Below are 24,946 nucleotides of genomic sequence, written 5' to 3'. Positions count from 1 at the left end.
GTCGATCCCCCTCAAGTGGCTGATTGCCCCCGACACCGTCGCTGTGCGCCGGACTTCAAGCCGTGGCCGAGGCGACCGGCGGCAATTGATTATGGGGCAGGGTACCGGGTCGCGGCGGCGGCCGTCCGGCTGGTGACGTCGAGCCGGTGGAAGACAGGAACCCAGCTATCAACTACTCGGGTGACTTGCGCGCGATGTAGTAAAGGTTGAGCGGGTCGGATTCGATCTCGCGGGTGTCGACGTCGCGGAAGCCGGCTTCGGTGAGCATCGCGATGGCCAACTGCTGTCCCCACACCGTGCCCAGCCCGTCGCCGCCCATGGCCAGCGAAACGCTCATGCAGTGAACCGTGGAGATCGTATAGAGGAACGAGGCGAACGGCACGCCGACGTTGTCTTCCAGTTGACTCGACGCCTTGATGTCGACCATCAGGAAGGTGCCGCCGGGACGCAAGGCCCGATGGATATTGGCGAGCACCCGCGCCGGATGGGCTTGGTCGTGAATCGCGTCGAACACCGTGATCACGTCATAGGCGTCGGTCATGTCCAGTTCGGCAAGGTCACCCCGCTCGAACCGGGCGTTCGGTAGGTCGAGCCGGTTGGCCTCTGCGGTGCCGACGGCCAGGCCTTCCTCGGAAAAGTCCACGCCGGTGAACCGGCTGGCCGGGAATGCCTGTGCCATGAGGTTGATGGCATGTCCACTGCCGCAACCGAAATCGGCCACATCAACGCCGGCGCGCAGCTTCTCGGGCAAATTCTCGGCAAGCGGCAAGATGTCATCGATCAGTGCGGCATCGAACACTTCTCCGCTTTCCTCGGCCATCAGAGCGTGGAAGCGTGGATAGTCGCTGTAGGGCAGGCCGCCACCGTGCTGGAAGCAGCCGATGATCTTCTGCTCGACTTCGCCTGCCAGCGGAATGAACTGCGCGACCCGCGCCAGGTTGTCGGGGCCGGCGGCGCGGGTCAGCACCGGAGAGCGGTGGCGCGGCAGAAAATAAGTCGCCGCGGCAGGGTCGTAGTCGACGATCTCACCCGCGACCACGCCGCCGAGCCATTCCCGCACGTAGCGTTCGTTGAGGCCGGCGGTCTCGGCGATCTGGGAACTCGTGGCCGGCGGGAGTTCGGCGAGCACGTCGAACAGTCGGGTCTGGTGGCCGAGGCTGACGAGGATGGCCAGGCAGGCGCTGTCGATCGCCCCCGTCATCCGAGCAGCAAACTGTTCGGTGTCTTCGTCGATGGGCGGCGTCGTGCTTCCGTCGAGTGTCGCCATCGCGCCCACCCCTTTCGTTTCTCATATTTCCCGGTTCCTGGCCCCCTTGATTGTCGTCTCGTTGACGGCATCCTGCGGCACAAAATGTTGCGCTCGGGAGTCTGGTCCTGGCGCCGTCCTGCCGCTATATTTCAATTCGTGTGGAATTCATTGTGTACAGAAATCTGGTTCCACGGATGAGCCGTCCGGCCGGACCTGTCGTCAAGCACACCGGGCGTCGGCCGGGTCCCAACGTCACCCGGGAATGGATCGCCGACACCGCCCGTAAGCACTTCGCCGCCTTCGGCTACGACCGCACCTCGATGCGGCAGGTCGCGTTGGCGGCCGGGGTCGATCCGGCGCTGGTGTCCCACTACTTCGGCACCAAGCTGGATCTGTTCCTGGCTGTCGTGGAGTTGCCGATCGACCCGACTGCACTGATCGATCGGGTGGTCAGCGGTGGCGCCGCCGGTGCCGGTATGCGGTTGGCAAATGCAGTGCTGGACGTTCTCGACGACGAGGTGCGCCGTCGCCCGATGATGGGGATGATCCGCGCAGCGACAGCCGAACCCGAAGCCGCCCGGCTTGTTCGGGACTTCTTGACCCGCAACATGCTTCTGCCGATCGCACAGCGGCTCGAGGCCGACCATCCCGAATACCGGGCCGGGCTGGCGATGTCCCAAATCGTCGGGTTCACGCTGGCCCGCTACATAGTCGGGATTGAACCGCTCGCCACTCATCCACGTGAGCTGGTAGCCGCCGATCTGGGTGCCACGTTGCAGCGCTATCTGCTGGAGGAGCTGAGCCATTGACCCGAATCGCGGTTGGTCGTCTCCTCCTCCGGAGGTGGCTGTTGCTGGTCGCGGTGGTGGTTGTCGCGCTGGCCGCGTTCGCCGTGTACCGCCTGCACGGCATCTTCGGGTCTGATCACGACGTCTCGGCCGGCGGCGAGTTGCCCAACGAAGCCGTCTCACTGAACCCCAAGCACGTCGTCATCGAGGTCTTCGGCGAGCCGGGCGCAGTGGCGTCGATCAACTATCTAGACGTCGACGCGCAACCGCAACGCGTCGATGACGCGCCCCTGCCCTGGTCCTATGACGTGACCACCACCCAGCCCGGGGTGTTCGTCAACGTGGTTGCCCAGGGCGACAGCGATTCCCTGGGCTGCCGCATCACAATCGACGGCGAGGTCAGGGACGAAAGAACGGTCAACACGGTGAACGCCTACACCTATTGTTTGGAGAAGTCCGGGTGAGTGAGCATCGCGTCGAGGACAGTTCGGTGGCGTACAGCATCTCGCGGACCATCCGATGGTGGTCGGTGCCGATCGTGGTGGCGTGGTTGCTCATTGCGGTGTTCACCAACGTCTTTGTGCCGCAATTGGAGACAGTCGGCGAAGCCAACAACGTTGGCCTGAGCTCTCCGGACGCGCCGTCATTGCAAGCGATGAAGCGCATGGGCACGGTGTTCGACGAGTTCGACTCGGACAGTTCGGCGATGATCGTGCTCGAAGGTGAGGAACCGTTGGGTGCCGACGCTCACCGGTTCTATGACACGTTGATCGACAAGCTGTCGGCGGACGTCACCCACGTGCAGCACGTACAGGATTTCTGGGGCGACCCGCTGACGGCCGGAGGCTCCCAGAGCGACGACGGCAAGGCCGCCTACACGCAGGTGTTTCTCGCCGGAGATCAGGGTGACTCGCTGTCCCTGGAGTCGGTCGCTGCGGTGCGCGACATCGTGGCGCACACCCCGCCGCCCTCGGGGGTAGGGGCCTATGTCACCGGCGCCGCACCGCTTTTCGCCGATCAGATCGAGGTCGGGGGCGAAGGTCTGGTGAGAGTCACCTTGATCACCATCGGAGTGATCATCATGATGCTGTTGCTGATCTACCGATCGATCGTGGCCGTGGCCCTGGTGCTGTTGACCGTCATCATCGAAATGAGCGCGGCCCGGGGGGTCGCGGCCCTGCTCGCCAACTCCGGGATCATCGGACTGTCGACGTTCGCGACAAATCTGCTCACGTTGCTTGTCATAGCCGCGGGCACGGACTACGCGATATTTCTACTGGGCCGCTACCACGAAGCGCGCCACGCCGGCGAGGACCGCGAAACCGCCTTCTACACGATGTACCGATCGACCGCGCACGTGATCCTGGGCTCAGGGTTGACGGTGGCCGGGGCGGTGTTCTGTCTGAGCTTCACCCGGCTGCCGTATTTCGAAAGCATGGGTCCGCTCGGTGCGATCGGTGTGCTGGTCGCACTGGCTGCCGCGCTGACCCTGGCGCCGGCCATCGTGACGGTGGCCTCGGTCTTCGGCCTCCTGGACCCCCGGCGCGCGGTACAGACTCGGGGATGGCGGCGCATCGGTACCGCGGTGGTGCGCTGGCCCGGCCCGATCCTGGTGGCGACCGTGGCAGTGTCCGTGGTCGGTTTGCTGGCCCTGCCCGGCTACAAGGTCAGCTACGACATGCGTCGGTATCTGCCTGCGGACGCCCCGGCCAACCTCGGATACGCCGCCGCCGAACGACACTTTTCCGCAGCCCGGCTGAACCCCGAACTCGTCATGATCGAGACCGACCACGACCTGCGCACCCCGACCGGAATGATCCTGTTGGAACGGGTGGCCAGAGCGGTCTTTCACACTCCGGGCATCGCGCAGGTGCAGTCGATCACCCGGCCGTTGGGCACCCCGCTGGACCACAGCTCGATCCCGTTTCAGATCAGCGCCCAGAGCGTCGGGCAGATCCAGAACCTGCCGTACCAACAGGCCCGCGCCCACGACCTGCTCAAACAGGTCGCTGAAATCGACAAGTCGATCGCCACCCTGAGACAGCAGTATGCACTGCAGCAGCAGGCGGTCGCCGCCACCGCCGATCAGACCCAGGCGTTTCACGACACGGTGGCCACGGTGAGGGACCTGCGCGACAAGATTGCGAACTTCGACGATCAGTTCCGACCCATCCGCAACTACTTCTACTGGGAGCCGCACTGTTTCGACATACCGATGTGCTCGGCGCTGCGCTCGGTGTTCGACGCTCTCGACGGAATCGATGCGCTCACCGAGCATTTCGGGGACGTGACGGAAAGCCTGGACAAGCTGAACAACCTGCAGCCGCAACTGCTTGCGCTCATCCCGAACCAGATCGCCAGCCAGCAGGTCAACCGCGAACTGGCGATGACGAACTACGCCACGCAGTCGGGGATCGCCGCCAACAGCGAGGCATCTTTGGACAACGCGACCGCGATGGGTCAGGCGTTCGACGCCGCCAAAACCGACGATTCGTTCTATCTGCCGCCCGAGGTTTTCGACAACCCCGAGTTCCGGCGGGGACTGAAACTGTTCTTGTCACCGGACGGCAAAGCCGCCCGCATGATCATCACCCACGACGGCGATCCCGCGACCCTCGCAGGCATCTCACATATCGACGCCATCCGTGCATCGGCCAAGGACGCTGTCAAGGGCACGCCGCTGGGTAACGCCGACATCTACATCGGTGGTGCGGCGGCCACGTACAAGGACATCAGCGAGGCCGCGAAATACGATCTGATGATCGCCGGTATCGCCGCGATCAGCCTCATTCTGCTCATCATGCTGTTCATCACCCGAAGCCTGGTGGCCGCGCTGGTCATCGTGGGCACGGTCGTGCTGTCGCTAGGCGCCTCGTTCGGTCTGTCAGTGCTGGTGTGGCAGCACATCCTTGGGATCCAATTGCTGTGGATCGTGCTGGCCCTGTCGGTGATCCTGCTGTTGGCGGTGGGGTCGGACTACAACCTGCTGCTGGTCTCGCGGTTCAAGGAGGAGATCCATGCCGGACTCAACACCGGCATCATCCGCGCGATGGCCGGTTCCGGCTCGGTCGTCACCTCGGCCGGCTTGGTGTTCGCCGCCACCATGGCCTCTTTCGTGTTCAGCGATCTTCGTGCGATCGGACAGGTCGGGACCACCATCGCGCTGGGGCTGCTGTTCGACACGCTGATCGTGCGTGCATTCATGACGCCCTCAATCGCGACGCTGCTCGGCCGCTGGTTCTGGTGGCCCCAGCGCGTGCGTCCCCGGCCGGCCAGTTCGATGCTGCGACCGTACGGACTCCGACCCGCCGTTCGCCAACTGCTGCTCTGGGATGACGACGACGAGACCATCGCCCCCCACGGAGCGAAACCGTGAATGTGAGCGTGTTCGGTTGGCTGGCGGGCTTCGCGTTCCTGGCCGCATTGGTGTGTGCCGCCGTCGCCTCTGTGTTCGTCCGACGCTTGCTGCAGCGCCCACCAACTCCGGCGGGCGAACGAATCGGCAGCGTCAAATCGGTTATGCACAAGGTGCGTAAAGGTGAACCGATGTCGGCCGACGAGGTGGACTTCGCGCTAAAAACCATCGCCGAGCGTCGATCCCCCATGGCTTACTCCATCCCCGCGGGACTCTTTGCCATCGGTTCCCTCTACGTGTTCGGCAGGCTGGACCAGTTGCACGGAGCCGCACCTTCCTGGGCCACGTTCATCGGGGTGCTACCCATGCTGGCGGCCGTCAATCTCACCGCTCAGCTCCACCGGATTGGCAACTTGCACAAGCGTGCCCGGCAGCTGAAGCCTGACCTTTCGACAAGCTCCGGCACCGGGCCACGCACCGCGACCGAATAGCTTGTTCATCGGGTCCCGGATATCCCGTCAAACCAACCGGTGTTCGAATGCGTATGCAGCGGCGGCAGTACGGGAGGCGACGTCGATTTTGGCGAAGATGTTGGACAAATGCCGGGCGACAGTCTTCTCGCTCAGGAACAGCGCGGCCGCGATTTCGGAATTGGTCTGGCCCGCGGCAACCAGACGCAGCACCTCGATCTCCCGCGTACTCAGCCCGCCGGGCGCGCGGGGATGCAGTAGCGCCGCGGTTTCCCGCTCAGCCGGTACGGCGCCGAGTCCGGCGAAGCTGCCGCGCGCTGCGGTCAGTTCGGCGACCGCCGAATCCTCGTCGCCGAGGGCGCGCAGCGCTCGGCCGAGCAGAACAGTGCATCGCGCCGCCTCGTATGGCGCGTCGAGCTCCCTCCAGAGCCGGTCCGCGTGCCGCAATTCCGGGATCGCGCCCGCGTGGTCGCCTCGAGTCAGAGCCACGTGACCGACGGCGCGGCAGGCCATGGCGCGAAGCGCTACGCAGCCGAAATTTCGTGCAATATCAGCTAATTCGTTGCTGGCGTCGGCGGCAATGTCCGTCTCGTCGGCGGCGATCAGGACATCCACCGCACCCGGCAGCAACTGCGAACGGTGCACCGAGTCGCGCCGCTCGGCCAGCAGCCGTTTGATTGCCGCGACTGCTGCAGCGACGCGGCCTCGGGCCAGCCACAGCAGAGCCAGGCCTGGTTGCGGCTCGTGGCCGTATTCCAGCGCCTCGGTATACGCCGCCTCGGCCGCATCGAACTGTCCAAGGATGCTCAGCACGTCACCGCGTTCTGCCAGTGCAAGTCCAGCGGCTGGGGTGACACCCGCCTCGATGTATCGCTCGACGGCGTTGGCGAACTCCTCCAGTGCCTCGTCGAATGCGCCGCGCAACGTCATGATCTGGCCGCGGTGTACGGCACACTGACCGGTGAAGGGGACCAGGCCGGGTTGCTCATCGCACCACTTGGTCAACGCAACCGTCCACTCGGTGGCCCGGCCCAGATCCGAAACCTCCTGACAGCCTTCGATCATCGAGCAATACACTTGGCCCGCGAAGATCGGCGACACGGCGCCCGTCGCGATGCACACCATCGCCTCGTCGAGCAGGGCGAGCCCTTCGGGGACACGCCCGGCGTACAGCGCGATCCGGCCCTGAGCCATGACGCCCATCGCGACAAGGTCGGGATCGCCGAACCGGCGCCCGTAGTCGGTGATCTCCATGGCGCATTGGTGGGCCGGTGCGAACTCGGCGGCGAAGACGTTGCGCATCATCACCGGGATCAGCACATAGCCGCGCTCGACGACGTCATCGGGCACGTCCTCGAGCAGCCGCTGTGCGCGGGCCACCCAGCCGTTACCGACCGCCGATTCGCCGGCGTCCGTCAACACCATCGCCAACCAGAACGCACATCTCACTGCGCCGGCGATGTCGTCGGCGTCCAAATGTATCTGGTAGGCGCGCTGCAGCGCCTGGATGCAGTCGTTGTGCCGTCCGGTCAGGTAAGCGGCCGTCGCAAGGCGCACAAAATCCTCGCCGCCCAATGTGGCGGCGGCACCGTCCGCCGTGTTCAGACCCAATAGCGCCTGGTAGGCCGCCAGCCAGTCGCGGCGCTCATAAGCCTCGCGCGCCGAGAGGAGATCTTCGACGACGCCCACGCGCATCACCTCGGGTATGAGGTTACGCCGCTGGACCTCGTCAGGCTGATAGCTGACGCTGCGAAGGGCTGGCTGACCGTCGGCCCTGTCTCACGCGCGTCGCGATCTTCGTGGCGACGTATTCCGCATCGCGGCTGATGCCCGGGAGCACCATCGAGCTGAACGCATACTGGAAACTCAGCCCGCAGAAAAACAGGCCGGGTGCCTCGGTGCACACCCCGCGGTACTCCCGCGGCCAGCCATCCGAGCCCAAGATCGGTAGCTCGATCCAGTCGAATACCTGCTTGAATCCGGTGCACCAAATGACATTTCGCACATCCAGTACCGTGCCGTCGGACAGTGTCGGCCGTCCGTCGGTCAATCCTGACACGCGGGCGGTGTGCCGCAGCACGCCTCGGGCTGCTAGATCATCGCGCTTGACGCGTAGCATCGGTGCGCCATGAAAACGAATGTGCGGCATCGCTTTTCGGCCGATCGGTGTCCTTCTGGTGACGATGTGGCGCCAGGTGAATACCAAGATGGGCAATGCGACGTGGATGCGGCGCGAGTCCCACCGGACCGGAATCTGGCCGCAGTCGCGGCCACACAGGACCGTCGGATGGGTCAGCGCTGTCTCGTAGGCGATGTCGGTGCCGGAGTGCGAGGCGCCCACCACCAGCACCGCCCCGGACAGCAATTGCTCGGGACGTCGGTATTCGCTCGAATGCAGTTGCCGGATGGTCGGATCCAACCGGTTGGCGAAGTCGGGAAGATTGGGTGTGCGACCGAATGTCCCGGTCGCGACCACGACGTTGTCGCACGTGATGGTGTCGTCACCGATGAACGCGGTGTAGCCGCCGCCCGCTCGTGGGGCCAGTCGGTCGACGCGCGTGCGCATCCGCACCGGCAGATCCCACTGGAGGGCGTAGCGCTCGAGGAACTCGGCTACCTGGTCCCTGTTCGGATAACTCCACCGGTCTTTCGCCGGGAACCCCGTACCTGGCAGGCCGCTGTACTTGGCGGGCGTGTAGAGCCGCAGCGAATCGTAGTGGCGGCGCCAGTTGTCGCCCATCCGCTCGTTCGCGTCGATGATCAAGATCGGCCGGTTCATTCTCTGCAGGTAATAGCCGGTGGACAGGCCGGCCTGGCCTGCTCCGATGATCAGTGTCTCGATGTGTTGTGTGCTCATATCGCACCCCTTGCCTGGTGGGGACGTGCCGACCGGGTGATATCCCCAACGCTAGGAGGCGGAGCCGTCAGCCGCCTCGGGCGGATCACCCATCTTCACCGGTGCCGAGTGGGTGGATTGTCGTAGTAAGTCGGCAGGGCGCTCGGCACTCCGCTGTCGTGCTCGGGAACAAATCCCACGCCGCTGCCGTTGACCACATCGACAACAAGTTGAGCGATATACACTCAAGTCTGGGTTGACAATCTAAGCTGACCCGGAGCAAGCTTGAGCGCAGTCCGCTCAGACCCCTATATCTCTATCAGGAGGCAACAACATGGCTCGTGCGGTCGGTATCGACCTCGGGACCACCAACTCCGTCGTGGCGGTCCTGGAAGGCGGCGACCCCGTCGTCGTCGCAAACTCTGAAGGCTCCCGGACCACCCCGTCCGTCGTCGCGTTCGCGCGCAACGGCGAGGTGCTGGTCGGTCAGCCCGCCAAGAACCAGGCGGTGACCAACGTCGACCGGACCATCCGTTCGGTCAAGCGTCACATGGGCACCGATTGGACCGTCGAGATCGACGGCAAGAACTACACGGCGCAGGAGATCAGCGCGCGCACGCTGCAGAAGCTGAAGCGCGACGCCGAGGCGTACCTCGGTGAGGACATCACCGACGCCGTCATCACCGTGCCCGCGTACTTCAACGACGCCCAGCGTCAGGCCACCAAGGAAGCCGGCCAGATCGCCGGCCTCAACGTCCTGCGCATCGTCAACGAGCCCACCGCGGCCGCCCTGGCCTACGGCCTGGACAAGGGCAGCAAGGAACAGACCATCCTGGTCTTCGACCTCGGTGGCGGCACGTTCGACGTCTCGCTGCTGGAAATCGGCGACGGCGTCGTCGAGGTGCGCGCCACCTCCGGTGACAACCACCTCGGTGGCGACGACTGGGACGACCGGATCGTCGAGTGGCTGGTCGACAAGTTCAAGGCCACCAGTGGCATCGACCTGACCAAGGACAAGATGGCGATGCAGCGGCTGCGTGAGGCCGCGGAGAAGGCCAAGATCGAACTGTCGAGCTCGCAGAGCACCTCGATCAACCTGCCCTACATCACCGTCGACGCCGACAAGAACCCGCTGTTCCTCGACGAGCAGTTGACCCGCGCCGAGTTCCAGAAGATCACTCAGGATCTGTTGGACCGCACCCGTCAGCCGTTCCAGTCGGTGATCAAGGATGCCGGCATCTCGGTCGGCGAGATCGACCATGTGGTGCTCGTCGGTGGCTCGACCCGCATGCCCGCCGTGGCCGAACTGGTCAAGGAGATGACCGGCGGCAAGGAGCCCAACAAGGGCGTCAACCCGGACGAGGTTGTCGCAGTGGGTGCCGCGCTGCAGGCCGGCGTGCTCAAGGGTGAGGTGAAAGACGTTCTGCTGCTTGACGTCACCCCGCTGTCCCTGGGTATCGAAACCAAGGGTGGCGTGATGACCAAGCTGATCGAGCGCAACACCACCATCCCGACCAAGCGGTCGGAGACCTTCACCACCGCTGACGACAACCAGCCGTCGGTGCAGATCCAGGTCTTCCAGGGTGAGCGCGAAATCGCCTCGCACAACAAGCTGCTCGGCTCCTTCGAGCTGACCGGTATCCCGCCGGCCCCCCGCGGCGTGCCGCAGATCGAGGTCACCTTCGACATCGACGCCAACGGCATCGTGCACGTCACCGCCAAGGACAAGGGCACCGGCAAGGAAAACACGATCAAGATCCAGGAAGGCTCCGGCCTGTCCAAGGAAGAGATCGACCGGATGATCAAGGACGCCGAAGCGCACGCTGACGAGGACCGCAAGCGTCGCGAGGAAGCCGATGTCCGCAACCAGGCCGAGTCGCTGGTCTACCAGACGGAGAAGTTCGTCAAGGAGCAGCGCGAGGCCGATGGTGGCTCGAAGGTTCCCGAGGACACCTTGACCAAGGTCGACGCCGCGATCGCTGAGGCCAAGACGGCGCTTGAAGGCACTGACATCTCGGCGATCAAGGACGCCATGGAGAAGCTCGGTGTCGAATCGCAGGGGCTGGGCCAGGCGATCTACGAGGCCACCCAGGCTGAGCAGGCCGCCGGAGCCGACGCTGGAGCTTCCTCGGGTGCCGCGGACGACAACGTGGTGGACGCCGAGGTCGTCGACGATGATCAGGAGACCAAGTGAGCGAGAACGATTCGCACGAGCCGGTGACCATCACCGACAAACGGCGCATCGATCCCGACACCGGTGAGGTTCGCGAGCAGGAGCCGGCCCCTGGTGGGCCGGCTCCGGCCGCCTCCGATGCCGGTGCGCCGGCGACCGATAGCGACGAGGTAGCCGAGCTCAAGGCCACGCTGCAACGCGTCAAGGCCGAGTACGACAACTACCGCAAGCGGGCCCTGCGCGATCAGCAAATGACCGCGGACCGGGCCAAGGCCACCGTCATCACCCAGTTGCTGGGTGTGCTCGACGATCTGGACCGGGCCCGTAGCCACGGTGACCTCGAGACCGGGCCGCTCAAGTCGGTTGCCGACAAGCTCGTCGGCGCCCTTGAAGGGCAGGGTCTTTCCGCATTCGGGGCCGAGGGTGACGAGTTCGATCCGTCGCTGCACGAGGCTGTGCAGCACGAGGGCGAGGGCACCCATCCAGTAGTCGGAACCGTGATGCGCCGCGGCTACAAGATCGGTGACCAAGTGGTCAGGCACGCCCTCGTCGGCGTGGTCGACACTGTTCCCGAAGCCGAGGCCGGTGCTGATTCCCAGTCGGGGACAGCGGATAACGCTGACGCCGCCGGCGATCAGGCCGCAGAATCAGAGAAATAGACAATCCAACTAGAGAGAAGAGGTAAGGAGGTGGCGCATGGCCCAACGCGAGTGGGTCGAGAAGGACTTCTATAAAGAACTCGGCGTCTCCTCTGACGCCAGCGCCGACGAGATCAAGAAGGCCTACCGGAAACTGGCCTCCGAACTGCATCCCGACCGCAATCCCGATTCGGGTGCGGCAGATCGGTTCAAGGCCGTTTCCGAGGCGAACAGTGTCCTGTCGGACCCCGCGAAGCGCAAGGAGTATGACGAGACCCGCCGGTTGTTCGCCGGGGGTGGGCGTCGGTTCAACCCGGGTGGGAACTTCAGTGGCGGGTTCGGTTCCGACGGAGCCGAATTCAACCTCGGAGACCTGTTCGACGCGGCCGGACAGAGCGGCGGCGCCAACATCGGTGACCTCTTCGGTGGGTTGTTCGGGCGCGGTGCACAACCGCGGCCGAGCCGGCCCCGCCGGGGCAACGACCTGGAAACCGAAACCGAGCTGTCCTTCCTGGAAGCCACCAAGGGCGTGGCCATGCCGCTGCGGCTGACCAGCCCGGCGCCGTGCACCAACTGTCACGGCAGTGGTGCGCGGCCGGGCACCAGCCCCAAGGTGTGCCCGAACTGCAACGGCTCGGGTGTGGTCAACCGCAACCAAGGTGCGTTCGGATTCTCCGAACCCTGCACCGAATGTCGGGGCAGCGGCTCGATCATCGAGCACCCCTGCTCCGAATGTCAGGGCACCGGCGTCACCACCCGGACTCGCACCATCAACGTGCGGATCCCACCGGGCGTCGAGGACGGTCAGCGCATCCGGCTGGCCGGCCAGGGTGAAGCCGGGCTGCGAGGCGCACCATCGGGTGACCTCTACGTCACCGTGCATGTGCGGCCGGACAAGGTGTTCGGGCGTGACGGCGACGACCTGACGGTCGCGGTGCCGGTGAGCTTCCACGAATTGGCGCTGGGTACAACACTTTCCGTTCCCACGCTGGATGGCAAGGTCGGTGTGCGGGTGCCCAAGGGCACCTCAGACGGCCGGATCCTGCGGGTGCGCGGACGTGGCGTGCCCAAGCGCTCCGGCGGCCACGGTGACCTGCTGGTCACGGTGAAGGTGGCGGTACCGCCGAACCTGGAAGGTGAAGCGGCAGAGGCACTGGAAGCGTATGCGAAAGCCGAGCGGGCCAGCGGGTTCGATCCGCGGGCCGGGTGGGCAGGCAACATATGAGCCAGCGCAAAGAGGAAGCACGTACGTTTTTGATCTCGGTGGCCGCCGAGCTGGCCGGTATGCACGCGCAGACCCTGCGCACATACGACCGGCTCGGCCTGGTCAGCCCGCAGCGCAGTTCCGGTGGCGGGCGCCGCTACTCCGAACGCGACGTCGACCTGCTCCGTGAGGTGCAGCGGTTGTCGCAGGACGAGGGCGTCAACCTGGCCGGGATCAAGCGCATCATCGAACTGACCAATCAGGTAGACGCGCTGCGCACCAGGGTTTCCGAGTTGACCCAGCAGGTCGAACAACTCAGTGATCAGCGCCGCGACGTCTCCGTCGCATCCAAAGCGGTGGTGCTGTGGCAGCCGCGGCCGCCCCGCCGCGGTGCGCGTTAGCCCACTCTGATCGAAAAGGTGGCCGTCTCCGGACTTCCGGGGGCGGCCATTCTGTAATTCCCTCGGCGCAGCGCGTCGGTCGGTGCGGCCATCGGCTCGATGCCCACCACGGCGTCGTTCCCGGGAGCGAAAAGTTGTGCGGCCGTGTAACCTTCGTCGAAGCTGACATCGACCCGGTGGCTGCCGCCGGACAGGGTGAACACCGCGCCCGGCCCAACGTCATCGCATCCGTCGTCGAGTTCGGTGGTGCCCAGCCGTTCCTCGCCGCCCGGCCACTCCCGGGATTCGCCCGTGGGCAGTCCCCGGTCATCCACGAGTAGGTGCCGCATGGTCGGGGTCTGCAATTGCCAATCTTCGCGGGGCACAACGGGGATTGTCACGTACGGGTGGTAGCCGTAGCACAGTGGTACCGACCGGTCGGTGGTCGGCGTCACCGTGGTGGCGACGGTAAGGGTCCGGTCGGCCAGCGTCACGGCCATGGTCAGGCGATGCGGGAACGGGAATGTCGCCAGCAGGCCCGGGTGGGCGCCCCAGTCCAGGTCGGCGATGAGTGCACCCTCGGTTTTCTCGGTCACCTGCCAATCCGGATTGGCGGCCAGCACGCCGTGCATCGGCGCCCCGTGGGCGTCGGCGCGCACACCGTTTACTCCGGGTGCCACGTCCACCACCGTGTCCCCGACGCGGTATTGGTTGGCGCTCAAGCGGTTCGCCCACGGATAGAGGATCGGGATGCCCATGGTCTTGCCGTCGGTGAGGTATGCCTGCAGCCCGCGTCGCTGGCCCAGGTACTCGACATCGCCGTCGGCAAGCGAGGTACAGATCATCCCCGCCGCCGGAACGTAGGTGGCCGTCAGCGATGACGACGGGTCAGACAAGGTGACTTGTTGGACCTCGGGCATGGGGCAAGTCTGGCATCCTCAGCGCGTCAGTGGGTCGTGCTGGATGCGCTCGGCCGGCGCACCCCGCTCGACCAGGGCGGCTTTGGTGGCGGTGACCATGTCCGGGCCGCCGCAGATGAGGATCTGCCGATCACCCCAGTTGCCGTACCGTGTCACCACTTCGGCCAAGGTGCCGGTCTGGCGCACGTGCAGGCCGCGCGGCGGCTGGACGTCGGGATACTGGCCGGCCCAGGGCGGATCGGTGCTGTATTCGGACACCGGGGTCACCGACAGCCACGGGTTGGTCGAGGCGATGTGCCACAGGGTTTTCAGGTCGTACAGATCGCACGGATAGCGGCCGCCGAAGAACAGGTGCACGCGCGGATTCTCGCCGTGCAATGTCATGTCCATGATGATGTTGCGCAGCGGGGCCAGGCCCGTGCTGCCCGCTACCATCAGCACATCTTCGCCGTCGCGGTCGACGTGCAACCCGCCGTGTGGGCTGGACATCCGCCACCGATCCCCGATCTTGGTCTCGGCGACGATGGCGGTACTCACCATGCCGCCGGGGACGGACCGGATGTGAAACTCGATGCCCCCGGAGCGGTCGGAGGGGACGGCGGGACTCAGATAGCGCCACCGGCGCGGCCACTGCGGCACCTGGACCGTCACGTACTGGCCGGGGTGGTAGAACAATGCCTGGTCGAGCTGCAGTCGGATCACCGAGACGTCACGGGTGACCCGGTGGTGCTCGATCACGGTGCCGTCGCAGTACGCGGGGGAGTCCTCGGCGTCGGCGGCGCCGCGCATCACCCCGATGACCAGTGCCACGGCATCGTGGGTGGCCTCTGCCAGCCGTTCGTCCCATTCGGGTTCGAGGTGGCGGTGCAGCGCGTTGTACAGCGCCTCCTGCATGGAGTCGTAATGGCTCTGCGTGACACCGTACTTGCGGTGGTCCCTGCCCAGCTGAGCCAGGAACGCCACCGGTTCTTCGGCGCGCTGGGCGATCAGCTCTCCGAACAACCAGGTCAGGGCGCGGGCAAAGACATCGCGCTGGCTGTCCATGTCGGGCGGGAACAGATCGCGGGCCGAGAGGTCGGTGGCGAACCACTGGGTGTAGAAGTCGCGGATCAGGGGCGCGGAGCCCTGCTCGGGGTCGACGGCACGCTGGAGCGTCTCCAGTGCTTGACGGTCATCGAGTCCCACGGAGTCGCATCATATGCGCGGAACTTGCGGGCCGCCGCAATGCGGCGATGATCACCAACGTCAGCCCGGCCAGCACCCAGCAACTGAGCACGATGATGGCCAAGTCCGCGCCTGCACCGCCGAAGTATGCGGTGGATCGCAGCAGCGTGGCGGTGGCGCCCTGTGGCAGCAACTGGCCGAGCTGACCCCAGCCGGCGGGCAGCATCTCCGGTGCGGCCGTCAACCCCGACAGGGGGTTGCCCAGCAACAGGGCCAGCGCCGCGCCGACGCCCAGGCCGGCCTTGCCGAACAGTGAGCCCAGTCCGAGTACGGTCAGGCCGGCCGCGGCGATTCCCAGCGTCAGTCCGGCCGCCACTCCCCAGAAGTTCGAGTCGATCGAGCCGAACACGTGCTGGAGCAGGGCCGCGACGGTAATGCCTGCGGTCGCGGAGAACACAATCGCAGTGATCAGCCGGGTCCACACCTCACGCCGCAACAGCAGTACCAGCGCGGCGGCGGGCAGGATCCCGGCCAGCGTGATCGGCAAGGCAGAGGCAGCCAGGCCGGTGCCGCGGGGATCCTGGCTTGCGGGCGGGGCGAGATCTTCGGTGTGGAGGGGCACACCCTGGTGAGCAGCGATGCCGTTTCCGATCTGGGTGAGTAGCTGCGCCACGGCCGGGCTGCCTCCGGTGGCGGTCAGCAGGGTCGGTCCTTGCGGACCGAATGCTATGCCGCCGTATACGTTTCGGTTGAGGATGGCTTCCCGTAGAGCCTTCTCGCCGGGATAGTAGGTCACCGCGAACGCATCCGGGGCCTGCCGTTCGAGGAGTTCGGTGACCTGGCTGGTGGCTGCCTGCGGGCCGGCTGCGCCGATCGGGACGTCGTGGGGCTTTGACCGCGCAGCGGGCAATGCGAAGGCGATGGCGACGACGGCGATCGCGAGGGACAGCACGGCGACGATTCCGGCGGCACGTAGCGCTGCGGGCGGCTCGTGTTCGGGTGCGGCGTGGTGGACGGGTGTGGCGGTCTGGGTCGAGAGCATCATTCCCTCTTTTCATCCGACGTTGAATTAATCGGTTGGTCTGAGGGTAGGCCTTGGCGGGGTAGTTTTTCAACGGTTATTGAAATGATAGTGTCGACGTGTGGCTTCACCTGGGAAAACTGCCAACCGACGCGGGCGTCGTCAGGGTGATCCGGTGTCGCGCGATGCTGTGCTGGCGGCCGCCAAACTGCGCTTCGCGGCTGAGGGATACGAGAAGACGACGCTGCGCGCCATCGCCTCGGACGCCCACGTCGACGCGTCGATGGTGCTGTATCTGTTCGGCTCGAAGGCTGACCTGTTCCGGGAATCGCTACGCCTGATCCTGGATCCCGACGTTCTGGTGGCTGCCCTGGAAGGGTCGGCAGAGCAGATCGGCGAACGTATGGTCCGCGTCTACCTCAAGATGTGGGAAACGCCTGAAACCGCGGCCAGCATGCGGGTCATGCTGCAATCGGCAACATCGAATTCCGATGCGCACGTGGCATTTCGAGCGTTCATGCAGGATTACGTGCTGGCCGCGGTGTCCGGCGTGCTAGGTGGTGGCGAGCAGGCCCGGCTACGGGCGATGCTCGCCGCGTCGAGCCTGGTGGGCACCGCGATGCTGCGCTACGTGATGGCCGTGCCACCGTTGGCGACACTCGACGGTGAACAGGTGGTGCGTCTGCTCGCACCAACCTTGACCCGTTACCTCACCGCCGATGCGGATGAGCTGGGCTTGCCTGAGTTGTAGGTGCTACTTGTTGAGAAACATCTGCACGACGCCGATCGCGTCTGATCCCACCCAAGCTTGTCCCCGGCATCATGGTGAGACTTTGTGGACCCAGAGTGTTGGCATTCGGTCTGGCCCTCCTTGCTGCAGCGAGCCCAATAGCATGGCAATATGTTGCTACACAACAATTTTGGGCGTTCAACACGCGGCTTGGCGTTCTCTGGACCAACACTGAATGGGCGGAGGGCTGGCCTCTAAGCTAACGGCACGCTCACCGGGCAAACCGCGAGAACGGCGCCAGCGAATCGAGATCGTCGTACAGAAAGTGTGCAAATGCGGTGGCCAACAGCAGCGTAGGCATTGGTGGGGAAGTGGGACGCGAACAGTCGAGCCGGTAATCGAAGGTCGCGTACATGAACATGCGTTCAAGCTTGGATTGGTTCCGTTGACTTTGTACGCGTCCGATCTCTGCACTGGCGTCGCAAATCGGTTCGTCGAGTTCCAACTTGGTGAACTTCGGGATATAGGAACGTATTTTGGTGGCGCCTACCGGTTGGTTCTGATACTCGAGCTCGAACGAAATTTTGTGGGTTCGGAAGTATTGCCAGTACGAGCTGGTCTGGCGAAGGCAGCCGAGATCTTGGCCGGACGGATCGTGGACCTGAAGACGGTGTTTCCCATAACCCCTGAATCCAACGAATCGGGTGAACTGCAGCAGTTGGGTGCCATCGGGCCGAACGACCTCGAATGCAAGTTCGCTCATTGCCTCAGCCCCTCGGGGCAATGCCTTCCGTGGTTGGATCAGAGCGAGTAGTTGCCCACCGCGGTTCGTAATGTGGCAACGAATGTCGCTGCTGAAGCTGCCGCGGATCGGTTGCAGAAACAGAGTGGGTTCCCCGAACGGGTAGCCACCCGACGACACAGGCGGAGAAGGTAATGGTGCCGCGGTCTCCGGCTGTATTGGCGGACCGGAAGTCACATGGGCTGTCCACTGCCTGCCGTCAAAGTACCGGAGTTGCTGTGGGCTCCACGGGTCGGTGAACCAACCCGCATGCGCGGACGGGGCCGGGAATTCGTTGATGTGGCTCCTCGGTCAGTCTTCCCGCTCGGAGTGGCGCGCGATGAGCGCGAGCTCGGCGTCTGCGGCTTGCTGCGGAGTCGCGAACGGCATGTTCGCCGCCACGAAATTCGTGGCTTCCCCGAGATCCACACCCTGCTCGACCATCATGTCGACCACACCGACATGCACCACCGCCGTCGCTTTCGCGGCGGCTACCGCGGCCACAAAGCGAATCTCGTCTGCCAGTTGGGACTCCGTCAATGTTGTCACTCGCGGGTCCAGGTCAACCTGGGCGACTGAGCCGTTGAGATAGGCCGTGACGGCGACGGTGCCCGGCGGGTTGATGGCCTGCATGACGGTGCCCTGATCGTCATCTTCGGTGTCGGCCATTGCCGGGGAGGAGGCGAAGTCGTCGACTCCGGAGTCTTCGGCCTCATGGTTTCCATAGTCGTAAACAGCGTCGAGGTCCACTCTCTCGTCAACGTCGCCGGGGGCGTAGTCCGGCAAAGAATCAAGTTCGGATGTGCCGCCGTCGGACTCAGCGATGCTCACGTCGAGAGCATCGAGGCCGTTCGCGTCGTCTGCTGCGTCCCAATTGTCGTCCGAAGCGTGAGGTGTCATGTGTCGTTTCGCATCCCATCGTGACCAAGCCTGTTACGGCTTCACCCTCACCGCGGACGCATTTCCTTGCCGAGCTTGCCTGCGGCTTGCGCATCGGTCTGATCGTACCGGGACGCAGCCGTCGTCAGCTTCGTGGAGAGGCCGGTCGAAACGGAATTCAACTTTGCGCAGGCGGCGGCGCGTGCCTGTTCAGCCATCAGGACAGCTGTATTCGACGTCGTGCACACCAGACCGTGATTCACCATCATCGATGTGCCGACGCCCTGTGCGGCCGCGGCGGCCGTGAGAAGTTGTTGTGCTGCCTTTCCCTGCAATTCAGCAAGATCCAGCACGTGGGAGGTGTTTACCTTCAAGAAATCAGGCATGGATGCCTCCTTCGTCAGCGCGCGGTCGCGGCTACCTGGTTGTAGATACGTGTCGCCTTGGCGACTTCGACGCCGTTCATGGCCGCGTCGACGCCCATTTTCGTCATGGCTGCCATCGCGATCGGTACCGAGCCTGCGACGGCACCGATCTGGATCGACATCGAGATAGCAGGCCCCGCGGGAACGAGCGGGTAGGCGGCCATTGCGGGTGCGACCATGATTCCCAGTGCAACCGAACATGCGTCCAAGATGGACCGGGTATTTGTCACTTGGCCCGCTTGTTTTTGAACGACCGCCTGCATCGTGCGGTCGGCCTCGGCCATGAGCTGGGAGCGATCCAATTGCTTGACGTCCTGCGAGGCATAAGCACTTGAGGCACTGCCTTGCCAGTTCTGAGTTGGAGTGGCCGACTGGAGTATCTGCCCGACCGTATTGAGTTCCTTGTTGCCGTTGGCGAACCGGTCACCGCTGTCGGGTGTGCCGATTCCGCATTGCAGATTCATCGCGGCGATAGCCAGCAACCCGCCCTGAATGATCGGGGTCTGTGGGCATTTGGGGATGAGGTTCGGGGAGAACTTGTTCGCAACGGCGGGAATCACGGTGCCGGCCAACTGCGTCAGCCCTATCCCGTCGGATGCGGTCGTCAAGACGTTCGTTACTGGATGCACATTTCCGTCTTGTGCGGTCTCCACGTGGCTCTTTGCCGACCACGCCGTGTTGATACCGCCGAGAATATCGTCCCAAGCTGCCACCTATGACCCCCTGTCCGCAGATGAGTGTACCGGCGCGCCAAGGGGCCTCTGCTCACCAATTTTGTGCATGATCGCCATGGCAAGTTCACGGGGCGATCCGTCACCGCTCAGTTGTTCGGTGATTTCCAACGCGGGCCCCCGAGCGGGCCACCCATCTGGATTCGGTCGTTCATGTAGTGCGCGAAGGCGATCGTCAGCATCAGAGTGGGGAGTGGATGTGACGTTGGCGCCGCGCAGTCCAGCGTGTAGTCAAAGTGCGGATTTCGTGATCCGGTATTCGGGTGCCACTGGCGATCGACGTGGCCGAGCAACCCGCCGGCGGCGTCGTAGATGGGTTCGTGGACTTTCTTGTCCATTTTCGCGATGGTGGTGCCTACATTGGACTGCCCGAGACGTTGCCCTTGAAACTCCATCTCCATGGTCAGGGTGTAAATCCGCCAACGCGATCCACCTCGACGCAGACTGCCCACTGCCTGCCCGGCGGGGTCCTGCACCTGAATGGTCTGTCGGTATCCGCCGGAACTGGTCAAGTACAGCAGCGGCGATCCGTCAGGACGAATCATGACGAACGTCATCCCCTCGGCTCCCCTGGTGAGCCAGCCGATTTTCGACGTAGGACGTATCAGTCCGATGTGCTCGCCGCGCGAATTCTCGACCCCACACATGATGCTGGCGTCATGTTGGGTCGCGATGGCGCGCAGTATCAGGATTCTCTCACCGAACGGGTAACCGGATTCCTCTACTGGTGCTGTGAACTGCGGCTTAGCGGCGGCACCGGGTGCGGACTGAGTGGTCCATTGTCGGCCGTCAAAGTAGCGGAGCTGCTGAGGATTCCACGGATCGGTGAACCAGCCGGGCGGTCCAGCTGGTGGAACGCTGTTGTCGATGATTCGGAACCCTTCATACTTGCCGAGAAGATTCGCTCTCGGCCTCGCCGCGTTTCGTCGATGCTATCTCGGGGACGTCGAGCCGCTGCCGCAGATAGTAGATGGCCTGCCGCTCACCTGCCTTCGAAGTGATTGTGTCCCAAGGTGTCGACGAAACTGGGCCCGCGTCGTTCGAGTTCATTCAGATACATCTCGGCCCAGGTACCGAATGGTTGATGTGCCAGATATTCATTGCGGAACCGGTCGTCTTCGGACACCTCGGAAACGCAGAACGATGGAATCACCAGATCGACCACGGGACCGCCGCGTTCGACTTCGGAGAGCAATAGCGGCGCGTTTCGCCCGAGGAACTGGTCGATGATCCAGCCGTCCTCGCCCAGCCACATCGAGTAACGGACCTTTGCGATCACGTGTTCGGATCGACCGACGATCTGGGCGGCGACCAACGGATCGAGTTCGCGTTCGGCCTCGTATCGGGTGCCGCCGACGGCGGGGCCTTTGGCGGTCATGGTCCCGAGCGATTGTTCGCCCAATGCCGCGACGAGCTCTGCGGGCGTGGCCTCCAATTTCGCGGGCGCAGGCCCTTGTACCCGGACGCGCACCGCGTATCCGTCGGATGCGAACAGATATGCCTGCACGATGAGGGCAGGCATGGGATCCGATGCTGCCGCTGCGGGCAATTCGCGGACAAAGAACTTCCGCTCGAATTCGAAATCACCGAAACCGGATTCGGACATGCGCACACCGTAGCCGGTCCCGCGCCGAATACGTCGCCTATAGGGCGTGAATTCCCTTGTAGAGCACGAGGAGGCCGATCACGACGAGAATGGCGGCAACCAACACCGCGTGGTTGCGTTCCATCCATTCCTTGAGGCGGGCCAGCGCGGGATCCAGACGCTGGCCCGATACCGCGTAGGCGAGGATGGGGAGGGCGACGGTCGATCCGGCGGCCAGCACGAAGTACAGCCCCGCCGCCCACACTCCGGGTTGACCGAGGCCGGCGGTACCGATCGCCAAACCTGCTGCCACGCAGATGAACAGCACTTTGGGGTTCACCACGGTGAGTACCGCGCCGGCAGCACCTGCCCGGGCGGGCGTGAGCTTGCTCAGGTTGGCCATCCACTTGGGACTGTGCTCTGACTTGGCCCGCGTCAGGTAGCGATACGCCCCGAAGACGATCAGGGCGGCGCCGACCACGATGCGCAGCCACGACGCCCATGTCGGGGGTTCGTCGAGCTGGCCGAAAAGCCCGGAGACGCCGACGAAGATGGCGGTCAGCGCGGTAAGTCCGAGGAACCATCCGGCGAGGAACGACAGCCCGGTCGGCCGGGGGCGGGGGCTGTGCAGTACCAGTACCGCGGGAATGATCGACAGTGGCGAGAGGGCCACCACCATGGCCAGCGGGATGAGTTCGGTGAATACCGAACCCCAGCTCTGCGTCATAGCGAGCAACCTAGCAACACCTAAACGCCGTGGACCAGCGTTACGCGGCTGGTCGGGGCAGCTCGGGAAAATTTTTAAAGTTGAGCGGAACAGACTCAACCTTGACTACGTTGTACATCGCGACAAGCATTTTCTCTATCGGAAAAGGGAGGTGTCGTGGACTCGTTCAACCCGACGACCAAGACTCAGGCGGCGCTGACCTCAGCGTTGCAGGCGGCCAGTTCCGCAGGCAATCCGGAGATCCGGCCCGCCCACCTATTGATGGCATTGCTCACCCAGAAGGAGGGCATTGCCGCACCCCTGCTCGAGGCCGTCGGCGTGGACCCCGCGACGATCCGGACCGAGGCGCAGCGGTTGCTCGACCAGTTGCCCAGCGCCAGTGGCGCCAGCAGCCAACCCCAACTGAGCCGGGAATCGCTCGCTGCGATCACCACGGCCCAGCATCTGGCCACCGAGATGGACGACGAGTACGTCTCCACCGAGCATCTGATGGTCGGCCTGGCCACCGGCGACTCAGAGGTCGCCAAGCTGTTGACCGGACACGGCGCCTCGCCGGAAGCGCTGCGTGAGGCATTCACCAAGGTGCGCGGCAGCGCCCGCGTCACGAGCCCGGACCCCGAGGGCAGTTACCAGGCGTTGGAGAAGTACTCCACGGACCTGACCGCTCGTGCCCGGGAAGGCAAGCTGGACCCGGTCATCGGGCGCGACAACGAGATTCGTCGTGTCGTGCAGGTGCTGAGCCGTCGCACCAAGAACAACCCGGTGCTCATCGGTGAGCCCGGCGTCGGCAAGACCGCGATCGTCGAGGGCCTGGCCCAGCGCATCGTGGCCGGCGACGTGCCGGAAAGCTTGCGGGACAAGACCGTCATCAGCCTGGACCTGGGCTCGATGGTGGCCGGCGCGAAGTACCGCGGCGAGTTCGAGGAGCGCCTCAAGGCTGTGCTCGACGACATCAAGGAGTCGGCCGGTCAGGTCATCACGTTCATCGACGAGCTGCACACCATCGTCGGCGCCGGTGCCACCGGTGAGTCGGCGATGGACGCGGGCAACATGATCAAGCCCATGCTGGCCCGTGGTGAGCTGCGCCTGGTCGGTGCGACCACGCTCGACGAGTACCGCAAGTACATCGAGAAGGACGCTGCCCTGGAGCGCCGGTTCCAGCAGGTGCTGGTCGGTGAACCGTCGGTCGAGGACACCGTCGGCATCCTGCGCGGCCTCAAGGACCGCTACGAGGTGCACCACGGTGTGCGCATCACCGACTCGGCTCTTGTTGCCGCTGCGACTCTTTCGGATCGCTACATCACCGCGCGGTTCCTGCCGGACAAGGCCATCGATCTCGTCGACGAGGCCGCGTCCCGGTTGCGCATGGAGATCGACTCCCGGCCCGTCGAGATCGACGAGGTCGAGCGGCTGGTCCGTCGCCTCGAGATCGAGGAGATGGCGCTCGAGAAGGAAGAGGACGACGCGTCCAAGGAGCGGCTGGAGAAGCTGCGCGGCGAGCTGGCCGACTACAAGGAAAAGCTCGCTGAGCTGACCACTCGTTGGCAGAACGAGAAGGGCGCCATCGACGTGGTCCGTGAGCTCAAAGAGCAGCTGGACAGCTTGCGCGGCGCCGCCGACCGGGCCGAGCGCGACGGTGACCTGGCCAAGGCTGCGGAGTTGCGCTACGGGCGCATACCCGAGGTCGAGAAGAAACTCGACGCCGCACTGCCGGTGGCCGAGGCCCGCGAAGACGTGATGCTCAAGGAAGAGGTCGGACCAGACGACATCGCCGAGGTGGTCGAGGCGTGGACCGGCATTCCGGCCGGCCGGATGCTCGAAGGCGAGACCGCCAAGCTGCTGCGCATGGAGGAGGAGCTGGGCAAACGCGTCATCGGTCAGAAGGCCGCGGTGACCGCGGTGTCGGATGCCGTGCGCCGTTCGCGCGCGGGTGTCGCCGACCCCAACCGGCCCACGGGTTCGTTCATGTTCCTGGGCCCGACCGGTGTCGGTAAGACCGAGCTCGCAAAGGCGTTGGCGGAGTTCTTGTTCGATGACGAACGCGCCATGGTCCGCATCGACATGAGCGAGTACGGCGAGAAGCACTCGGTGGCTCGGCTGGTCGGTGCGCCTCCGGGATACATCGGCTATGACCAGGGTGGTCAGCTGACCGAGGCGGTACGCCGGCGTCCGTACACCGTGGTGCTCTTCGATGAGATCGAGAAGGCCCACCCGGACGTGTTCGACGTGCTGCTGCAGGTGCTCGACGAGGGTAGGTTGACCGACGGCCAGGGCCGCACGGTTGACTTCCGCAACACGATCCTGATCCTGACCTCCAACCTGGGTGCCGGAGGCACCGAGGAGCAGGTGATGGCCGCGGTGCGGGCGGCGTTCAAGCCCGAGTTCATCAACCGGCTGGATGACGTGATCATCTTCCACGGCCTCGAACCCGGCGAGCTGGTCTCGATCGTCGACATCCAGCTGCAGCAGCTGCAGAAGCGGCTGGCGCAGCGCCGGCTCACGCTCGAGGTGTCGCTGCCGGCCAAGCAGTGGCTGGCGCAGCGTGGCTTCGACCCGCTCTACGGTGCTCGGCCGCTGCGCCGCCTGGTGCAGCAGGCCATCGGCGACCAGCTGGCCAAGATGCTGCTGGCGGGTGAGGCGCACGACGGCGACGTGGTGCCGGTCAACGTCAGCGCCGACGGCGAAAGCCTCGTACTGGGCTGATTTCATCCGCCGAACAGACGCAATTGTGCCGTTTTTCCAAGCGGAATTGGGCACATTTGCGTCTCAGTGTCAGTCTGGCTTTTGCCGCGTTGCGGTGGTTGGGTCTGGATCATCTGGTGTCTGGCTCGATTTGTGTCTGTCGCCCGTTGTGGGTTGGCATTTGAGCAGTAGTGCCGGCACCAGGTGT

At 64.6% G+C, this 24,946-nt stretch carries 23 protein-coding genes and 2 pseudogenes; 10 read left to right on the top strand and 15 right to left on the bottom strand.

The window, feature by feature from the left end:
* Window positions 1–172: 172 nt before the first annotated feature.
* The gene (locus E0T84_RS25115) at window positions 173–1,267 is read right to left on the bottom strand and encodes a class I SAM-dependent methyltransferase (protein ID WP_138745828.1); all 1,095 of its coding nucleotides are present in this window, start codon (window positions 1,265–1,267) and stop codon (window positions 173–175) included.
* 176 nt (window positions 1,268–1,443) lie between these two features.
* Between E0T84_RS25115 and E0T84_RS25110 the strand changes: the two genes are divergently transcribed.
* Genes E0T84_RS25110 through E0T84_RS25095 form a run of 4 tightly spaced genes read left to right on the top strand, consistent with a single transcriptional unit; the run spans window position 1,444 to window position 5,883 of the window.
* Window positions 1,444–2,058, top strand: a complete 615-nt coding sequence (locus tag E0T84_RS25110; protein WP_138745827.1) for a TetR family transcriptional regulator — start codon at window positions 1,444–1,446, stop codon at window positions 2,056–2,058.
* The gene (locus E0T84_RS25105) at window positions 2,055–2,501 is read left to right on the top strand and encodes an MmpS family transport accessory protein (RefSeq protein ID WP_171055160.1); all 447 of its coding nucleotides are present in this window, start codon (window positions 2,055–2,057) and stop codon (window positions 2,499–2,501) included. Before E0T84_RS25110 ends, E0T84_RS25105 begins: the two co-directional genes overlap by 4 nt.
* Entirely contained in the window at window positions 2,498–5,413 is a 2,916-nt protein-coding gene (locus tag E0T84_RS25100; protein WP_138745826.1) for an RND family transporter, read from the top strand. Before E0T84_RS25105 ends, E0T84_RS25100 begins: the two co-directional genes overlap by 4 nt.
* The gene (locus E0T84_RS25095; RefSeq protein ID WP_138745825.1) at window positions 5,410–5,883 is read left to right on the top strand and encodes a hypothetical protein; all 474 of its coding nucleotides are present in this window, start codon (window positions 5,410–5,412) and stop codon (window positions 5,881–5,883) included. The genes E0T84_RS25100 and E0T84_RS25095 overlap by 4 nt, the downstream gene beginning before the upstream one ends.
* Before the next feature lie 27 nt (window positions 5,884–5,910).
* Here E0T84_RS25095 and E0T84_RS25090 read toward each other — a convergent pair whose 3' ends face one another.
* On the bottom strand, window positions 5,911–7,557 hold the full coding sequence (locus tag E0T84_RS25090; protein WP_249383749.1) for a LuxR family transcriptional regulator: 1,647 nt from the start codon (window positions 7,555–7,557) through the stop codon (window positions 5,911–5,913).
* Window positions 7,558–7,591: 34 nt separating this feature from the next.
* Window positions 7,592–8,719 carry an NAD(P)/FAD-dependent oxidoreductase gene (locus E0T84_RS25085; RefSeq protein WP_138745823.1) on the bottom strand — a complete coding sequence of 376 codons (1,128 nt, stop codon included), beginning with the start codon at window positions 8,717–8,719 and terminating at the stop codon, window positions 7,592–7,594.
* A gap of 313 nt (window positions 8,720–9,032) precedes the next feature.
* Between E0T84_RS25085 and dnaK the strand changes: the two genes are divergently transcribed.
* The 4 genes from dnaK to E0T84_RS25065 are packed head-to-tail and all read left to right on the top strand — an operon-like array spanning window position 9,033 to window position 13,114.
* Window positions 9,033–10,892: a molecular chaperone DnaK gene (gene dnaK, locus E0T84_RS25080; RefSeq protein ID WP_138745822.1), complete on the top strand. Its 1,860-nt coding sequence runs from the start codon at window positions 9,033–9,035 to the stop codon at window positions 10,890–10,892.
* Entirely contained in the window at window positions 10,889–11,530 is a 642-nt protein-coding gene (grpE, locus tag E0T84_RS25075; RefSeq protein WP_138745821.1) for a nucleotide exchange factor GrpE, read from the top strand. The genes dnaK and grpE overlap by 4 nt, the downstream gene beginning before the upstream one ends.
* A gap of 37 nt (window positions 11,531–11,567) precedes the next feature.
* Complete coding sequence (dnaJ, locus tag E0T84_RS25070) at window positions 11,568–12,734, top strand: molecular chaperone DnaJ (protein WP_075909152.1); 1,167 nt, start codon at window positions 11,568–11,570, stop codon at window positions 12,732–12,734.
* A complete protein-coding gene (locus E0T84_RS25065) occupies window positions 12,731–13,114 on the top strand; it encodes a heat shock protein transcriptional repressor HspR (protein ID WP_070185539.1) in 384 nt (127 codons plus the stop codon). Before dnaJ ends, E0T84_RS25065 begins: the two co-directional genes overlap by 4 nt.
* On the opposite strand, the gene E0T84_RS25060 is transcribed toward E0T84_RS25065, so the two are convergent.
* From E0T84_RS25060 to E0T84_RS25050, 3 genes are read right to left on the bottom strand one after another with little or no spacing between them, the layout of a single operon-like run.
* Window positions 13,111–14,013 carry an aldose 1-epimerase gene (locus E0T84_RS25060; protein WP_138745820.1) on the bottom strand — a complete coding sequence of 301 codons (903 nt, stop codon included), beginning with the start codon at window positions 14,011–14,013 and terminating at the stop codon, window positions 13,111–13,113. The genes E0T84_RS25065 and E0T84_RS25060 overlap by 4 nt on opposite strands.
* A gap of 18 nt (window positions 14,014–14,031) precedes the next feature.
* Window positions 14,032–15,198: an FAD-binding oxidoreductase gene (locus tag E0T84_RS25055; protein ID WP_070185541.1), complete on the bottom strand. Its 1,167-nt coding sequence runs from the start codon at window positions 15,196–15,198 to the stop codon at window positions 14,032–14,034.
* On the bottom strand, window positions 15,185–16,219 hold the full coding sequence (locus E0T84_RS25050) for an ABC transporter permease (RefSeq protein ID WP_138745819.1): 1,035 nt from the start codon (window positions 16,217–16,219) through the stop codon (window positions 15,185–15,187). The genes E0T84_RS25055 and E0T84_RS25050 overlap by 14 nt, the downstream gene beginning before the upstream one ends.
* A gap of 154 nt (window positions 16,220–16,373) precedes the next feature.
* Between E0T84_RS25050 and E0T84_RS25045 the strand changes: the two genes are divergently transcribed.
* Complete coding sequence (locus E0T84_RS25045) at window positions 16,374–16,949, top strand: TetR family transcriptional regulator (RefSeq protein ID WP_070185542.1); 576 nt, start codon at window positions 16,374–16,376, stop codon at window positions 16,947–16,949.
* Between the two features lie 250 nt (window positions 16,950–17,199).
* On the opposite strand, the gene E0T84_RS32450 is transcribed toward E0T84_RS25045, so the two are convergent.
* The 9 genes and pseudogenes from E0T84_RS32450 to E0T84_RS25010 all read right to left on the bottom strand — a co-directional run bounded on the left by E0T84_RS32450 (window position 17,200) and on the right by E0T84_RS25010 (window position 22,056).
* The gene (locus E0T84_RS32450; protein ID WP_249383746.1) at window positions 17,200–17,691 is read right to left on the bottom strand and encodes a hypothetical protein; all 492 of its coding nucleotides are present in this window, start codon (window positions 17,689–17,691) and stop codon (window positions 17,200–17,202) included.
* Window positions 17,692–17,892: 201 nt separating this feature from the next.
* Window positions 17,893–18,009, bottom strand: a pseudogene (locus E0T84_RS32790) (DUF2510 domain-containing protein); the annotation flags it as partial.
* A 12-nt stretch (window positions 18,010–18,021) separates the two neighbouring features.
* Window positions 18,022–18,540, bottom strand: coding sequence for a hypothetical protein (locus E0T84_RS25035; protein WP_249383745.1), 519 nt, complete (start codon window positions 18,538–18,540; stop codon window positions 18,022–18,024).
* 116 nt (window positions 18,541–18,656) lie between these two features.
* On the bottom strand, window positions 18,657–18,974 hold the full coding sequence (locus E0T84_RS25030) for an ESX-1 secretion-associated protein (RefSeq protein WP_138745818.1): 318 nt from the start codon (window positions 18,972–18,974) through the stop codon (window positions 18,657–18,659).
* Window positions 18,975–18,988: 14 nt separating this feature from the next.
* Window positions 18,989–19,726 (bottom strand): EspA/EspE family type VII secretion system effector, encoded by a 738-nt coding sequence (locus E0T84_RS25025; protein ID WP_138745817.1) that lies wholly within the window; start codon window positions 19,724–19,726, stop codon window positions 18,989–18,991.
* 107 nt (window positions 19,727–19,833) lie between these two features.
* A complete protein-coding gene (locus E0T84_RS32445; RefSeq protein WP_249383744.1) occupies window positions 19,834–20,301 on the bottom strand; it encodes a hypothetical protein in 468 nt (155 codons plus the stop codon).
* A gap of 195 nt (window positions 20,302–20,496) precedes the next feature.
* Window positions 20,497–20,613 (bottom strand): annotated as a pseudogene (locus E0T84_RS32785) (DUF2510 domain-containing protein); the annotation flags it as partial.
* Window positions 20,614–20,726: 113 nt separating this feature from the next.
* Window positions 20,727–21,350 (bottom strand): hypothetical protein, encoded by a 624-nt coding sequence (locus E0T84_RS25015; RefSeq protein ID WP_070946367.1) that lies wholly within the window; start codon window positions 21,348–21,350, stop codon window positions 20,727–20,729.
* A 37-nt stretch (window positions 21,351–21,387) separates the two neighbouring features.
* Window positions 21,388–22,056, bottom strand: coding sequence for a GAP family protein (locus tag E0T84_RS25010; protein ID WP_138745816.1), 669 nt, complete (start codon window positions 22,054–22,056; stop codon window positions 21,388–21,390).
* Window positions 22,057–22,212: 156 nt separating this feature from the next.
* Between E0T84_RS25010 and clpB the strand changes: the two genes are divergently transcribed.
* The gene (gene clpB, locus E0T84_RS25005; RefSeq protein ID WP_138745815.1) at window positions 22,213–24,759 is read left to right on the top strand and encodes an ATP-dependent chaperone ClpB; all 2,547 of its coding nucleotides are present in this window, start codon (window positions 22,213–22,215) and stop codon (window positions 24,757–24,759) included.
* Window positions 24,760–24,946: the final 187 nt, after the last annotated feature.

The sequence above is a fragment of the Mycobacterium sp. DBP42 genome, assembly GCF_005924235.1.
Lineage (GTDB): Bacteria > Actinomycetota > Actinomycetes > Mycobacteriales > Mycobacteriaceae > Mycobacterium > Mycobacterium syngnathidarum.
Note: the sequence above shows the minus strand (reverse complement) of the source record. Positions and strands in the feature narration are given on the sequence as shown.

Excerpts from the sequence above, each read along its gene's own strand:
- E0T84_RS25115 (WP_138745828.1), bottom strand. The coding sequence starts at position 1,267 with ATGGCGACACTCGACGGAAGCACGACGCCGCCCATCGACGAAGACACC.
- E0T84_RS25110 (WP_138745827.1), top strand. The coding sequence starts at position 1,444 with ATGAGCCGTCCGGCCGGACCTGTCGTCAAGCACACCGGGCGTCGGCCG.
- E0T84_RS25090 (WP_249383749.1), bottom strand. The coding sequence starts at position 7,557 with ATGCGCGTGGGCGTCGTCGAAGATCTCCTCTCGGCGCGCGAGGCTTAT.
- E0T84_RS25085 (WP_138745823.1), bottom strand. The coding sequence starts at position 8,719 with ATGAGCACACAACACATCGAGACACTGATCATCGGAGCAGGCCAGGCC.
- dnaK (WP_138745822.1), top strand. The coding sequence starts at position 9,033 with ATGGCTCGTGCGGTCGGTATCGACCTCGGGACCACCAACTCCGTCGTG.
- dnaJ (WP_075909152.1), top strand. The coding sequence starts at position 11,568 with ATGGCCCAACGCGAGTGGGTCGAGAAGGACTTCTATAAAGAACTCGGC.
- E0T84_RS25065 (WP_070185539.1), top strand. The coding sequence starts at position 12,731 with ATGAGCCAGCGCAAAGAGGAAGCACGTACGTTTTTGATCTCGGTGGCC.
- E0T84_RS25060 (WP_138745820.1), bottom strand. The coding sequence starts at position 14,013 with ATGCCCGAGGTCCAACAAGTCACCTTGTCTGACCCGTCGTCATCGCTG.
- E0T84_RS25050 (WP_138745819.1), bottom strand. The coding sequence starts at position 16,219 with ATGCTCTCGACCCAGACCGCCACACCCGTCCACCACGCCGCACCCGAA.
- E0T84_RS32450 (WP_249383746.1), bottom strand. The coding sequence starts at position 17,691 with ATGAGCGAACTTGCATTCGAGGTCGTTCGGCCCGATGGCACCCAACTG.
- E0T84_RS25030 (WP_138745818.1), bottom strand. The coding sequence starts at position 18,974 with ATGCCTGATTTCTTGAAGGTAAACACCTCCCACGTGCTGGATCTTGCT.
- E0T84_RS32445 (WP_249383744.1), bottom strand. The coding sequence starts at position 20,301 with ATGACGTTCGTCATGATTCGTCCTGACGGATCGCCGCTGCTGTACTTG.
- E0T84_RS25015 (WP_070946367.1), bottom strand. The coding sequence starts at position 21,350 with ATGTCCGAATCCGGTTTCGGTGATTTCGAATTCGAGCGGAAGTTCTTT.
- E0T84_RS25010 (WP_138745816.1), bottom strand. The coding sequence starts at position 22,056 with ATGACGCAGAGCTGGGGTTCGGTATTCACCGAACTCATCCCGCTGGCC.